13 protein-coding genes are annotated in these 13,059 nt (G+C 66.0%); 9 read left to right on the top strand and 4 right to left on the bottom strand.

The features are described 5' to 3' along the window. Positions 1 to 1,146, top strand: coding sequence for an MFS transporter (locus AC1DOX_RS08645; RefSeq protein WP_441616576.1), 1,146 nt, complete (start codon positions 1 to 3; stop codon positions 1,144 to 1,146). A 166-nt stretch (positions 1,147 to 1,312) separates the two neighbouring features. Next, positions 1,313 to 2,344, top strand: coding sequence for a phosphate ABC transporter substrate-binding protein PstS (pstS, locus tag AC1DOX_RS08640; protein WP_441616578.1), 1,032 nt, complete (start codon positions 1,313 to 1,315; stop codon positions 2,342 to 2,344). A 259-nt stretch (positions 2,345 to 2,603) separates the two neighbouring features. Here the strand turns inward: pstS and AC1DOX_RS08635 are convergent, their stop codons facing one another. Beyond that, positions 2,604 to 2,843 (bottom strand): hypothetical protein, encoded by a 240-nt coding sequence (locus tag AC1DOX_RS08635; RefSeq protein ID WP_441616580.1) that lies wholly within the window; start codon positions 2,841 to 2,843, stop codon positions 2,604 to 2,606. A gap of 363 nt (positions 2,844 to 3,206) precedes the next feature. Between AC1DOX_RS08635 and AC1DOX_RS08630 the strand changes: the two genes are divergently transcribed. Beyond that, complete coding sequence (locus AC1DOX_RS08630; protein WP_441616582.1) at positions 3,207 to 3,629, top strand: BON domain-containing protein; 423 nt, start codon at positions 3,207 to 3,209, stop codon at positions 3,627 to 3,629. 223 nt (positions 3,630 to 3,852) lie between these two features. On the opposite strand, the gene AC1DOX_RS08625 is transcribed toward AC1DOX_RS08630, so the two are convergent. Then, positions 3,853 to 4,776 carry a LysR family transcriptional regulator gene (locus AC1DOX_RS08625; protein WP_441616584.1) on the bottom strand — a complete coding sequence of 308 codons (924 nt, stop codon included), beginning with the start codon at positions 4,774 to 4,776 and terminating at the stop codon, positions 3,853 to 3,855. Between the two features lie 276 nt (positions 4,777 to 5,052). On the opposite strand from AC1DOX_RS08625, the gene AC1DOX_RS08620 reads away from it, so the two are divergent. From AC1DOX_RS08620 to AC1DOX_RS08595, 6 genes are all read left to right on the top strand, one after another. Further along, positions 5,053 to 5,997 (top strand): Bug family tripartite tricarboxylate transporter substrate binding protein, encoded by a 945-nt coding sequence (locus AC1DOX_RS08620; protein WP_441616905.1) that lies wholly within the window; start codon positions 5,053 to 5,055, stop codon positions 5,995 to 5,997. Between the two features lie 47 nt (positions 5,998 to 6,044). Then, complete coding sequence (locus AC1DOX_RS08615) at positions 6,045 to 7,097, top strand: Ldh family oxidoreductase (protein WP_441616586.1); 1,053 nt, start codon at positions 6,045 to 6,047, stop codon at positions 7,095 to 7,097. A gap of 37 nt (positions 7,098 to 7,134) precedes the next feature. Beyond that, complete coding sequence (locus AC1DOX_RS08610; RefSeq protein WP_092137157.1) at positions 7,135 to 8,109, top strand: Bug family tripartite tricarboxylate transporter substrate binding protein; 975 nt, start codon at positions 7,135 to 7,137, stop codon at positions 8,107 to 8,109. 3 nt (positions 8,110 to 8,112) lie between these two features. Further along, entirely contained in the window at positions 8,113 to 8,868 is a 756-nt protein-coding gene (locus tag AC1DOX_RS08605; RefSeq protein ID WP_441616588.1) for an MBL fold metallo-hydrolase, read from the top strand. Between the two features lie 25 nt (positions 8,869 to 8,893). Further along, positions 8,894 to 9,652, top strand: coding sequence for an ABC transporter substrate-binding protein (locus tag AC1DOX_RS08600; protein ID WP_441616590.1), 759 nt, complete (start codon positions 8,894 to 8,896; stop codon positions 9,650 to 9,652). Between the two features lie 213 nt (positions 9,653 to 9,865). Beyond that, a complete protein-coding gene (locus tag AC1DOX_RS08595; protein WP_441616592.1) occupies positions 9,866 to 10,927 on the top strand; it encodes a porin in 1,062 nt (353 codons plus the stop codon). A gap of 128 nt (positions 10,928 to 11,055) precedes the next feature. Here AC1DOX_RS08595 and AC1DOX_RS08590 read toward each other — a convergent pair whose 3' ends face one another. Both AC1DOX_RS08590 and AC1DOX_RS08585 read right to left on the bottom strand, forming a co-directional pair. Next, entirely contained in the window at positions 11,056 to 11,964 is a 909-nt protein-coding gene (locus tag AC1DOX_RS08590; RefSeq protein WP_441616594.1) for an amidohydrolase family protein, read from the bottom strand. A 4-nt stretch (positions 11,965 to 11,968) separates the two neighbouring features. Then, positions 11,969 to 13,033, bottom strand: coding sequence for an isocitrate/isopropylmalate dehydrogenase family protein (locus AC1DOX_RS08585; protein ID WP_441616596.1), 1,065 nt, complete (start codon positions 13,031 to 13,033; stop codon positions 11,969 to 11,971). Positions 13,034 to 13,059: the final 26 nt, after the last annotated feature.

The raw sequence follows: 13,059 nt of genomic DNA, 5'->3' as shown, positions 1-13,059 counted from the left end.
GTGGCCGCGTTTTACCTCTACTACGTGGCGCTCTACGCGCCGGTCGCCATCATCATCAGCTTCTTTCCGCTGTGGATTCGCGCGCAAGGGCTGACCGACCGGCAGACCGGACTGGTGCTGGCGCTGGGCAGCGCGCTGGCCGTGGTGGTCAACCCGCTGGTTGGCGCGATGGCGGATCAGGCGCGCAGCCGCAAGACCATCCTGCTGGCGCTGGTGGCCGGCTCCGTGGCCAGCGCGGGGCTGCTGTTCGCGGTGGACGGGTTCGTGGGCGTGCTGCTGGTCTTCCTGGCCATGCGCGCGTGTGCGACCAGCCTGTCGTTGAGCGAATCCATCGCGCTGGGCAGTGTGTCGCGCTACGGATTCAACTTCGGGCGGTTGCGCAGCGCCGGATCGATGTCCGTGGTGGCGATGTCGGTCATTCTGGGCTGGCTGATCGATCGTGCTGGCGCAGGCGTCATCGCGTGGGTGCTCCTCGTCGCCTACATCGCGCAGGGGCTGTTTGCCATGACGTTGCCGGGCGACAGCGTGCGCGTGGGCCAGCGCGTCAGGGGCCCGGTGATGCAGGTGCTGCGGCTGCCGGGGTTTGCGCTGCTGCTGGGCAGCGCGGCGGTGTCGCAGGCATGCCACGGGTTTTTCTACAGCTACAGCGTGCTGTTCTGGAAAAGCGTGGGGTTTCCGGCCTCGGTGATCGGCTACCTGTGGGCGCTGGGCGTAGTCGCGGAGATCGTGGTGTTCAGCGTGAGCGGCCGCATCGTCGCGCGCGTCGCGGCGCCCGGGCTTATCGCGCTGGCCTGCATGGCCGGCGTATTGCGATGGACGCTTATCGGCCTGGCGCCACGGGTAGACGTGGCGATCGTCGCCCAGTTGCTGCAGGGGGCCACGCTGGCGCTGACCCAGCTTGGTGCCGCTGAGTACATCCGTACGCGCGTCCCGGCGGCGGTGCTGTCCAGTGGCACCGGCGTCTACGCCGCATGTGGGGGATTGTTCACGGCCTTCTGCGTCTACCTTGGCAGCTTCCTGTTTCCCAGCGTGGGCGGGCGGGCCTTCCTGCTGAGTTCGGCCCTTTGCACGCTGGGGGCGATCCTGGCGCTGATCTTGCGCGCCCGCGAACGGCGCGCAACGGTGTCCGCGCCGCGCATCGTCTGACCCAGCCTCCGGTTTGTGCGCGCATCGCCGCCGGCACGGCGTAGTTGTCTCCCCTTCCCAACACAGTTCGGGCCGTCGTTCAAATTAGTTCGGCAAGCGTCGCGGCCGTGAATCTATTCTGGAGAATTCACGCGGGGCGACGCTCGTCGCCCGTGCGGAGGGGACGATGAACGGTAACCGGATTGGCGGGAGCGTGTGGCGGCGCCTGTGTATCGGCGGTCTGATTGCGGTCACGGCTTTCGCGGCCCGCGCCGGCGAAGTGACCGGCGCCGGCTCGACCTTCGTCTACCCCATGCTCGCCAAATGGGCGGCCACGTACTACGTCAAGACGGGCCAGCAGGTGAACTATCAAGCGACCGGGTCGGGCAACGGCATCAAGCAGATCAAGGCAGGGAACGTCGATTTCGGCGCCTCGGACATGCCGCTCAAGCCCGAGGAGCTGCGCGCGGCCGGCCTGGCCCAGTTTCCGCTGGTCATCGGCGGCGTGGTGCCCGTGATCAATCTGGACGGCATCGCACCGGGGCAGGTGCGGCTGACCGGCCCGTTACTTGCGGATATCTTCCTTGGCAAGATCAATGACTGGAGCGACCCCGCTATCGCCGCGATCAATCCCGGCATCCGTTTTCCGGCGCAAAGGATCGTCGTGGTCCATCGGAGCGACAGCTCGGGCACCACGTTCAACTGGGCGGACTACCTGTCCAAGGTCAGCACTGAATGGAAGAACGGCGTCGGCGCCGGCACCACGGTCAAATGGCCCGTGGGCATCGGGGCCAACGGCAATGACGGCGTGGCCATCTACCTGAAGAACGTCAAGGGGTCGATCGGTTACGTCGAACTGTCATACGCGTTGCAGCGCCGCTTGTCTTACGCGTCCGTGCAGAATCGCGGCGGCAACTATGTGACACCCACGCGCGAATCGTTCAGTGATGCGGTGGCGTCCGCCGCATGGCAGAAGAGCGCGGATTTCTACCAGGTGGCAACAGATGCACCTGACGCCAACGCGTGGCCGATTGCCGGAGTCGTTTTCGTGATCATGCCCCGCACGGCCAAAAACCCCGCGGCGACGCGGAGTGCGCTGGCTTTCTTCCGATGGGCGCTCAACGACGGGCAGGCCGACACGCGCGTGGAGAACTACGTGTCGCTGCCGCCCGATCTGGTCAGGCAGGTCGAGTCCTACTGGGACGAGAATATCCGGTGAAAGATCGGTGAAGGATCGATGACTGTTCGGTGACGGATCGGTGACCGTTCGGTGAAAGACGAGAGGGCTGAGCGAATTCAGCCGTGCGAAAGCGTGGCCGGAAAGACTGGCCGGAATGCAGGCGCCGGAACACCCTTCTCGGATGCTCCGGCGAGGCCCGTGTCAGAAAGCACGCTGTTGACCTGCAGCGTGCCGCGACAACCGTGGAGATGTCGCCACGAGACCGAAAGGTGCCGGACCCGGCCGTCGGTTACGTCAGTTACTGCTGACGGCTCTTGTCCTGCTGTTGCTTGTTGCCTTCTTGCTGACCTTGCTGACCTTGCTGACGGCCGGTGTCTTGCTGGGGTTGGCCGGAGCGTTGATCCTGGTTGCCCATCTGGCCGCCTTGCTGACGTTGCTGATCCTGCTGGCCGCCTTGCTGGTTACCGCGTTGGCCGGGTTGCTGCTGCTCATGCTGCTTTTGGCCCGGTTGGGATTGGTTACCTTGCTGCTGTCCCATTGCTGTCTCCTGCTGTCTGCATTTCGCGGCGAGGCTGCCGCATCGCTATCCGTGCAAGCCGCGTGCCACGGCCGGAATGTGTGCGGTATGGCATCTGCCAGCCAGGCAGGTAACGCATGCACGTCACCTCCCGTCATCTCCCTTGTGCCGATTTACAACCGTGCGGTGTTTTTACATGCCGCGCGACGGTGGTGGCCGCATCACAAGCGGATTTGCCGTTGCAGGGCTTGTCTCGCGGACGGGTCCCTTCGCTGGAAGGCTGTGGAACGCTATTTGCAGATTCCCCCCATGACGGCCGCTCACCGGCTGTTGTGTACAGCAATGCAGAGGAACCTAGCGAAACGCCAACAAGGAGGTTGCGCCATGAACACTTCGCAGAAGCTTCGTATCGCCCTGATTACCGTGGGACTTGTCGCTGCCGGAGGCGCCCAGGCGCTGGAGGCGGGTGGACTCATGAAGGTGGCTGACACCACCAGTCGCGGCACCACCATGGCACCGGCCACGGATGGCGACAAGGAACAGCGTCCGGCCGCCACGACCGATCCGAGCGTCGACCACGCCAAGCAGGCCGTCACTGACAGTGCCCTGACCACCAAGATCAAGACGAAGCTGCTGGCCACCAAGGACCTCAAGTCCACGGGCATCCACGTCAAGACCAAGGATCGCGTGGTCAACCTGACCGGTACGGTCCCGAGCAAGGAACAGCAGCAGATGGCGGTGGACGCCGTCAAGTCGGTGGAAGGCGTGGATTCGGTCCGCGATGACCTGAAGGTGTCGAGCCGCTAGTGGCAAAGCCTTTTTGATCTCTCTGCTTTCTGATGCGCCGCGACCGAGGTCGCAGCGCGAGCCGCGGTTCGTCCCACGTACTGCGGCTCTTTTTTTGCGGCTTTTCGCGGCTCATTTTCGCGCTTCAGTCGCTTCGGGCGGAGCATTGCGGGGCAGCAGACGGCGGACTCGGGATGCCGTATGCCAGGTCCTCAGTTGACATCCGGATTTGCCTCCAGCCTGTTCACGCCACATCCCGTCGAACCTTTCCCTTCTTGCGTCCCCCCTTCGACGCCACCAGCAAGTCATAAAGCAGCTTCGCCGCCGCCGGCAGCGCGCGTCCGCGTCTCGAAATCAATCCCAGCGTCCGTGTCACCCGTGGATCCGACAGCGGAATCGCCGCCAGTGCCTTGTGGCCATCCGGCGGCAGCGCCATCCGGGGGACCACGCCGATGCCAATCCCCGCCTGCACCAGGCTCACCAGCGCGGGCACGTGCTGGACCTCGCAGAACCAGCGGGGCCGTTCCGGTAGCCGGGCCAGGGCCTGGTCGATCAGGAAGCGGTTGCCGCTGCCCTGGGCAAGCGTGATGTAGTCGTACTCGCCCAGCTCCGACCAGTTCAGTTTCTTGCGGCTGGCCAGCGGGTGGCCGCTCTTGCAGGCCACGACGAAGGTCTCCTCCATCAGTGCCAGGAATTCGATGTCGGCTTCCTGCGTGCCGATGTAGGTGAGGCCGAAGTCGGCATCGCCGCGCGTGACCGCCAACAGGACATCGGCCGATGAGACATCCATCACGCGCAGGCGGATGCGGGGGTAGCGCCGGTGGTATTCCTCGACGACCGAGGGCAGGAAGTAGCCGACGGCCGAGGGCACGCACGCGAAGGTGACCTCGCCAGAGAGGCGTTCGGCCACGTCGCGGATGCCGAGCATCGCGCCTTCCAGTTCGTTCAGCACATTGCGTGCCTTGTGGACGAACGCGCGGCCCACCGTGGTCAGCTCGACCTTGCGCGTGGTGCGGGTAAAGAGTTCCACGCCCAGCGCTTCCTCCAGCTTGTCCACGCGGCGTGACAGCGCGGACTGGGAGAGGAAAAGCACTTCCGATGCGGCGCGGAAACTGCCAAGGTCCGCCACCGACAGGAAGGCACGCAAATCCGCGAGATCAAAATTCATGTGTCAAACGCAAGAATCAATCGGATTTTTGCACTTTACACGGAAACAATGCGATCCGATCATTGCGCATCGAAAAACGGCGAGGCACGGAGACAGCGCCCACGGGCACCCGGGATGACCTCGCATCCATCTTGAAAGATGATCGACATGCAAATCGAGCGCGTTCAACGCCGTCTCACTATCCTGCCTTCCCTGCGACAGCACTGCCTGAGCGGACTGTCGTTGCCGCAACGCCGCCGCAACCTCCTGTCGGGCCTGCTGACGGCCGTCGCATGGATGGCGCTGCCCGCCACGGCGCAGCCACAGGGACCGCTTCAGGCCTGGGCGCCCGCCAAGCCGATCCGCCTGATCGTGCCCTATGGCCCGGGCGGCAGTTCCGACGTGATCGCGCGTTCCATCGCAGCCGAAATGTCCAGGGGACTCGGCCAGCAGGTCATCGTCGACAACAAGGGAGGCGGGCAGGGCGTGATTGCGATGCAGGACGCCGCGCGGTCGGCGCCGGACGGCTACACGATGGTGCTCGGCCACGTGGGCACGCTGGCGGTCAATCCGGCCATGATGCCGAAGCTGCCGTACGACCCGTTGAAGGATTTCATGCCGGTGACGCTGCTGGCCAAGGTGCCGATGGTGTTTGCCGTCGGCCCGAATGTCCGTGCCGGCTCGTTGCCCGCATTCCTCTCTCTGGCGAAGTCGAAACCCGGCGTGCTGACCTACGGATCGGCGGGCAACGGCAGCGCCGGCCATCTGGCCTTCGAGATGCTGAAGGTCACCGCGCACGCGGACCTGGTCCACGTGCCCTACAAGGGCACCGGCGCCCAGATGACCGACCTGCTGGCCGGCAATATCGATGCCGCCTCCGCCGGCCTGCCCGGTTTCCTGCCCCATGTGAAGGCCGGCAAGCTGCACATCCTTGCGGTGGGATCGGCCGAGCGCCTGCCGGCGATTCCCGATGTGCCCACCGTGGCGGAGCAGGGCTATCCGGGCTTCGAGAGTTCCCAGTGGTTCGGCCTGATGGTGCCCGCCAAGACACCGGCCCCGGTGATCGAGCGCCTGCACGCGGAAGCGCTCAAGGCACTCGGCAGCCCGGCGGTGCGGCAGCGGCTGGCGGAGGACTCCAGCACGGCCGTCGGGCAGGGACCCGAGGCCTTCGCCAGGTTCATCCGGACCGAACAGAAGCGCTGGGGCGACGTGGTGCGCAGCGCCCACGTGAAGGCCAACTAGACGCTTTGACCCTCTAAAGTCTTCTTTCTATCAATCTGGATAGCACTATGAATGCACGTACCGACAACCGGATCACCATGCCGGAAGCATCGCTCCGCGAACTGGGCCGCCAGGCGTTCCAGGGCCTCGGGCTGACTGCAGCGGATGCCGGGGATGTGGTCGACATCCTTGTGATGGCCGACCTGTTTGGCCTGAGCACGCACGGCCTGAGCCGCGTGGAGTCCTATGGTGAGCGCCTGGATGTCGGCGGCATTGCCGCGCGTCCCGATATCAAGGTCGACCGCGTGGCCCCCGCCCTGGTCAAGGTGGATGGCGGCAACGGCGTGGGCCCCCTGGTCGGCATGCACGCGCTGCGCGCGGCCATGGAAGTGGCGGCGGAATGCGGCATCGGCATGGCGCTCGCGCGCGGCAGCAACCATTTCGGGCCGATCTCGCCGTACAGCCATATGGCCGCCGAGGCCGGTTTTGCCAGCATGATCGGCAGCAACGCCACCACCACCATCGCGCCATGGGGCGGCAGCGACGCGCGCCTGGGCAACAGCCCGCTGGGCTTCGGCGTGCCGGGTCCCAATGGTGCGCACTTCATGCTGGACATGGCGATGAGCGTGGTGGCACGCGCCAAGATCCGCAACGCGCTGAAGGCTGGCGAGCCCATTCCGGACACCTGGGCCACGGACAAGGATGGCCGCCGTACCACGGATGCCCGCGCCGCGCTGGATGGCTTCCTGCTGCCCATCGGCGGTCACAAGGGCTATGGCCTCGCGTTGCTGGTGGACCTGTTCGCGGGCCTGCTGTCCAACGCGGCCTACCTGACACACGTGAAGTCGTGGGTGGACGCACCGGACGAGCCGCAGAACCTCGGCCACTTCTTCATCCTGATCGATACGCGCCGCCTGGGCTCCACCGAATGGCTGGCCGACCGCATGAAGGACTTCGCCGCCATCCTGCATGCAAGCCCCGCCGCGGAGGCCGGCAAGCCGGTGATCGTGCCCGGCGAAATCGAGTTGTCCAACATGGCGCGCCAGCGTGCCGAGGGCATCGCGCTGGATCCCGCCGTCATCGCGCTGCTGAAGCACCACGCCGGCCGCGTTATGGCCTGATCCACAACACTCGCTAAAAGAAGATCCGGAGACATCGATGAAGAAAGCGGCCATTCTGGCGCTGCTGGGCGGCGCCGTCCTGAGCGGTGCCGTCGAGGCACAACCGCAAGCCTATCCCAACAAGCCGATCCGGATGGTGGTGCCATACGCGGCTGGTGGCGCGGCGGACATTACCGCGCGCGTGGTCGGGCAGAAGATGGCGGAGACGCTGGGTGTGCCTGTCGTCGTGGAAAACCGTGGCGGGGCCAACGGCAATATCGGCACGGACGCGGTGGCCAAGGCCGCGCCGGATGGCTACACCTTGTTGCTGGTGGCCAGCGGCCCGATCGTGGTCAACCCATCGCTGTACGCCAAGGTCCCGTACGACCCCATCAAGGACCTGGCCCCGGTCAGCCAGATCACCACCTATCAGTACGCGCTGGTGGTGGCAAAAAATTCGCCGATCCGGAATGTGCAGGATCTGATCCGCATGGCCAAGGCCAGCCCCGGCAAGTTGAGCTACGGTTCCACCGGTATCGGCGGCGGCGGCCACCTGGCCGGCGAGCTGTTCGGCACGATGACCGGCACCCAGCTCACGCACGTACCGTACAAGGGCAGCGCGCCGGCGCTGGCGGACCTGCTGGGCGGCCAGCTGTCGTTCACGTTCGATACCGTGGTCACCACGGTGCCGCAGATCGCCGGCGGCAAGTTGCGCGCGTTCGCGGTGTCGGGCACCCGGCGCGCGGCCGGGCTGCCCGAGGTGCCGACGATGAGCGAGATCGGCTACAAGGGCTTTGATATCACGCAGTTCCAGGGCCTGATGGTGCCCGCCAGGACCGACCCGGCCATTATCGAACGCCTGCACCAGGCTGTGGTGCAGGCCCTCAAGTCCCCGGACGTGATCCGGCGGCTGGTGACCGAGGGCGGCAATGAGCTGGTCGGCAGCTCGCCGGCGGAGTTCGCCAAGGTCATCCGGTCCGAATCGGCGATGTACGCAAAGCTGATCAAGGACGCCAACATCAAAGCGGACTAAGCCATGTACCAAATCGATGTGTTGATCCAGGGCTTTCCCGGCAAGGCTGTCTGCCACGGCGGCCTGGGCTGGAGCACGGTGACGCTGCTGCGCGGCCACAGCCGCACCATCCTGCTCGATGTCGGTGCGTTCGGCGTGCGCCGCGAGCTAGGCAAACAGCTGAAAGCACACGGCGTCGCCCCGGAGGCTGTCACAGACGTGGTGCTGACCCACGCGCACTACGACCACGCGGTGAATTTCACGTTGTTCCCGCAGGCCACCGTGTGGGTCGGCGCCGACGAGCTGCACTGGGCCGCCAGCCAGCCGCCGGGGTTCAATCCGCTGCCGGAGCTGTACGTGAAGGAGTTGGCCAGCGCCAGCCGCGTCACGCGCATCCACGGCGACGAGGAATTCCTGCCCGGCCTGCGGGCCATCGACGCGCCCGGCCATACCCCGGGCCACATGGTCTTCCACCTTACGGCCAACGAGATACCCGTGTTGTTCACCGGCGATGCCGCCAAGAACCGTGCGGAACTACTGTCGGGCCACGTGGACGCCAGCGGGGACCATGCGGTCAGCGAGCGGTCGCTGCAGACCATCTGGCGCTACTGGAAGCAGGTGCCGGGCACGGTGCTGATTCCCGGCCACGACCTGAGCATGCGGCTGGATGAGAACGGGCGGCCGGAATATATCGGCGAGCGCCGCGCGGCCATCGCCGCCTGGTTCTCCGAAAGCCTTGAGCAAACCACGTTAATCGATCTGTGCTGCGCGCCGCACTAGAGATCTCCACCACTGCGGTCAAGTCATGACTACCTTGAATCCAAGTTTCCCGGGCACTGTCGCCCCTGATGTCGTTACCGAGCTGGCGCCCGGCGGGGTCCTGCGCGCGTCCATCAACGTCGGTAATCCCATCCTGGCCAACCTCGATGCCGCAGGTCAGCCGTTCGGCGTCTCGATCGACCTGGCACGCGAGTTCGCGCGCCGGCTCGGCGTGCCCGTCGCGCTGGAGGTGTTCGACTCGGCCGGCAAGTCCGTCGACGCGGTCACCAACGAGCAGGCCGATTTCGGGTTCTTCGCCATCGACCCCGTGCGCGGCGCGGGCATTGCCTTTACCGCGCCGTATGTGTTGATCGAGGGCGCCTACCTGGTCCGCAACGAATCACCGCTGCGCGACAACGCGGAGGTCGACCAGCCGGGCCGGCGCGTCACGGTCGGAAAGGGCAGTGCGTATGACCTGTATCTCACGCGTGAACTGAGGCACGCCGAGATCGTGCGCGCGCCCACTTCTCCGACGGTGGTCGACACCTTTGTTTCCCAGCAGTTCGATGTCGCGGCCGGCGTGCGCCAGCAGCTGGAGGCCGATGCCGCGCGCATTCCCGGCCTGCGCCTGCTGCCGGGTCGCTTCATGGTCATCCAGCAAGCCATGGGCCTGCCCAAGGCGCGCAGCGAAGCTGCCGTCGCGATATTGCGCCAGTTCGTGGAAGACATGAAGGCCAGCGGCTTCGTCGCGGATGCCCTCAGGCGCCACGACATCCACGGCGCATCGGTGGCGCCCGCGCAGTAGAACTTCTCCGCGCCACACGCCACGCGCGCCCGGGCGGCGCGCCGCCAGCCGATGCCTGTGAGCCAGCAGGCATCGCCGCCGCGGCGGTGGCACCCACCTTACACACGTCTTGCTGCCCAACACGCCTGCCCATGGCGTGCGGGCGGCCTTTTGTCCGGAGAAAGCCGGCATCACGTCCGCGAGGACGCCAAATCAAGAAAGGGAAGGGTTCATATGAAGGTACGCTTTACCTGTCCGGGGCCGCTGGTGCCGCTGGCCATCGCCGGTGTAACCACCTGCTTCAGCGGCGCGGCGCACGCGCAATCCAACGTCTCGCTCTGGGGCATATTGGACGCCGGCGTCCGATATGCCACCAACGCCAATGCTGCCAGGAACGGCAAGCTCGAATTGTCGGAAGGTCCGGTCTTCGGCTCGCGCTTCGGCCTGAGGGGCAGCGAAGACCTGGGTGGCGGCACCAGCGCGTTCTTCGAGCTCGAAGCCGGCATGGACATGGGCACCGGCAACTCGCTGCAGAGCAGCGCCAGCGCCGGCTACACGCAGGTCTCCACCAACGGGCAGGGCCGGCTGTTCGGCCGGCAGGCATTCGTGGGGATGGATAGCCGCTATGGCGCGCTGTCCTTTGGCCGCCAGTACTCGGTGGCCTACCAGGCCATGGCCAACGCGCAGATATTTGGCAACCCGAACCTGGACACGCTGATCATCGCCGCCAACTACACCGGCAACCGCCAGGACAACGCGGTCAAGTACGAGAAAAGCTTCGGCAATTTCCGGCTGGGCGCCGACTACGCGTTTGGCGAGACCGCTGGCAATTCGCGCGCCAATTCGGGCGGTGGCGTGGCGCTGTCCTACGAGGGTGGGGGTGCCAGGGTGGCGGGCACGTTCGCCAGCCTGAACAGTGCTGACGGCAAGGAAACGCGCAACGTATGGGGGCTCGGCGGAGGGTATGGCTTCGGACCGTTCAAGGCAACGCTCGGCTACATGGGCGTTCGCTACCGCACGGCCGATGTGCGCAACGACGTCGCCATCGCGGGCTTCAGCTATAACCCCAATGCCGCCTGGCGCGTCGGCGTCGGCGGCTTCCGCGACTGGCAGCGCGACCCCGGCGGCAGCCGTTCCACCGCCTACGGCATCATCGACTACTACTTCTCCAAGCGGACCACGGCCTACCTGGAAGTGGACTACAACCGCATCGCCGGCGCCTACACGCTGCTGAAGTCGCAGGGCGTGGTTGGTGGCAAGATCGGCAGCACGCTGGGCTTGCGACACAACTTCTGATCGATAAATGAAATGAGGGCCGGCAAGTCCTGCCGGCCCTCATTTCATGCGATGTGACCCGATCAGGGCACGGATGGATCGATCAGTCGTCTGGCGTCATGCCAGTCATTCCAGTCGTGCCGTGCCGCTCAGAAACCGTAGAGGCGCGCGGGATTGTCCGCCAGTACCTGCTGCCGCAGTGCTGGCGTGGGAAACCAATCGGCAATCGTGCGGGCCAGCATGCCGTCTGGCAGCACGCGGTAGCGGCTGACCTCGTGTGCGGCCTTGCCGGGGTCGCGCCCCGTATGGGGCCAGTCGCTGGCCCACAGCACGCGCGCCGGCGCCACCCGCAGGAAGGCCCCCGCCCAGGCGGCGATAGCCTGGCTGGCGGCATCGCCCCCCAGGCCGTCGATGTCCAGCCGATAAGGTGCCGACAGCTTGATATAGGCATTGCCCGATCGCAGCAACGCCAGCAAGGCCACGGCCCGCGGATCGTCATGGGCCATCGTGGCCGGTACCATCGCAAAGTGGTCGATCACCACCGGTACCGGCAACTGCACGAGCCGTCCGGCCAGCGCGGCGACGACGTCGAGCGCCGCGTACAACTGCAGGTGCCAGCCGAACGGTGCGACGCGGTTGGCCCAGCGCTCGAGCATGGCATACGTGGCATCCGCATTGCGCAGGCCCGCGCTCTCCATATTGATGCGCAGGCCGCGCACGCCACGCCGATGCATGTCGCGCATCGCGCTCACGTCGATACTGTCGTCCACCACGGCGACACCTCGGCCGGCGCCCACCAGGCGGTCGAGACTCTCCAGCATGCAGCGGTTGTCCGTGCCGTAGACGCTAGGCTGCACGATCACCACGCGCTGCAGTCCCTGGCGGGACAGGTGGGCCAGCAAGTCCTCGTGCGAGGCCGGGCCCGGCGTGTAGTGCCGGTCCTCGACCATCGGGTATCCGGCGCGCGGGCCGATCACATGCGTATGGCAGTCGCACGCGCCCGGCGGCATCGCCATGCCGGCCATGACGCCGGCACCGTTCGTGATGTCCCCGACCATGGTGTCAGGCCTTCAGCAACCGTTGCGCAAAGGCCCGGCCCGTGGCCGCCGTGCCCAGATTGCCGCCAACATCGCGCGTGACCTCGCCGGCCTGTACCGCGGCGACCAGCGCCTCGTCAATCGCGTGCGCCGCCGCCAGGAAGCCCGGCTGGTTCTTGCGCTGGCCGTGCCAGCCAAGCAACTGGGCAGCGGACAGGATCAGGGAGAACGGGTTGGCAATGTCCTGGCCGGCGATGTCCGGGGCGGACCCATGGGCGGCCTGGCCCATCGCGTGCTCGCGTCCGGCGTTCAGCGACCCGCCCAGGCCCAGGCTGCCGGACAGTTCGGCGGTCAGGTCGGACAGGATGTCGCCAAACATGTTGGTGGTGACAATCACGTCGAAGCGCTGCGGCGCGCGCACCACGTGCGCCATCATCGCGTCCACGATGAAGTCGTCGACCTGGACCTCCGGAAATTCCTTCGCTACCTGGTGGCACATGTCGATGAACATGCCATCGCCAATCTTCAACACGTTGGCCTTGTGCACGATGCTGACGTGCTTCTTGCGCGTCATGGCCAGCTCGAAGGCGGAACGCGCAATGCGCTCGCAGCACAGGCGCGTGATGCGGCGCAGGGACACCACCACGTCCGGCGTAATCAGCATCTCGCTGCCGCCCGACTCGATATTGCGGTCGGCGTAGAACCCCTCGGTGTTCTCGCGCACCACGACCAGGTCGAAGTCCGCCGCCGCGCGATGCGTCAGGCCCTTGTAGGTGCGCGACGGGCGGATGTTGGCGTACAGGTCCAGTTCCTTGCGGAAGAACTTGGACGGGTTGATCTCGCCCTTGGCTTCGTCCTTGAAGTCATAGGTGGCCATCGGGCCGAGCATCAGACCGTCGGCCGCCTTGACCTTCTCCAGCAGTGCCGGTGTGACGGTGGCGCCGTGGCGTTGCAGGCTGTCGTGGCCGGCCACGTCGTGGTCATATTCCAGCCCCAGGTTGAAGCGCGCCGACGCGGCATCAAGAACCTCGAGCGTGGCGGCCATGGTCTCGGGGCCGATGCCGTCGCCGGGAAGAACTACGATTTTCATGTTGGATTCCTGGATAAGAGTGAGCG

This window comes from Cupriavidus sp. 01L415 (assembly GCF_056400065.1).
Note: the sequence above shows the minus strand (reverse complement) of the source record. Positions and strands in the feature narration are given on the sequence as shown.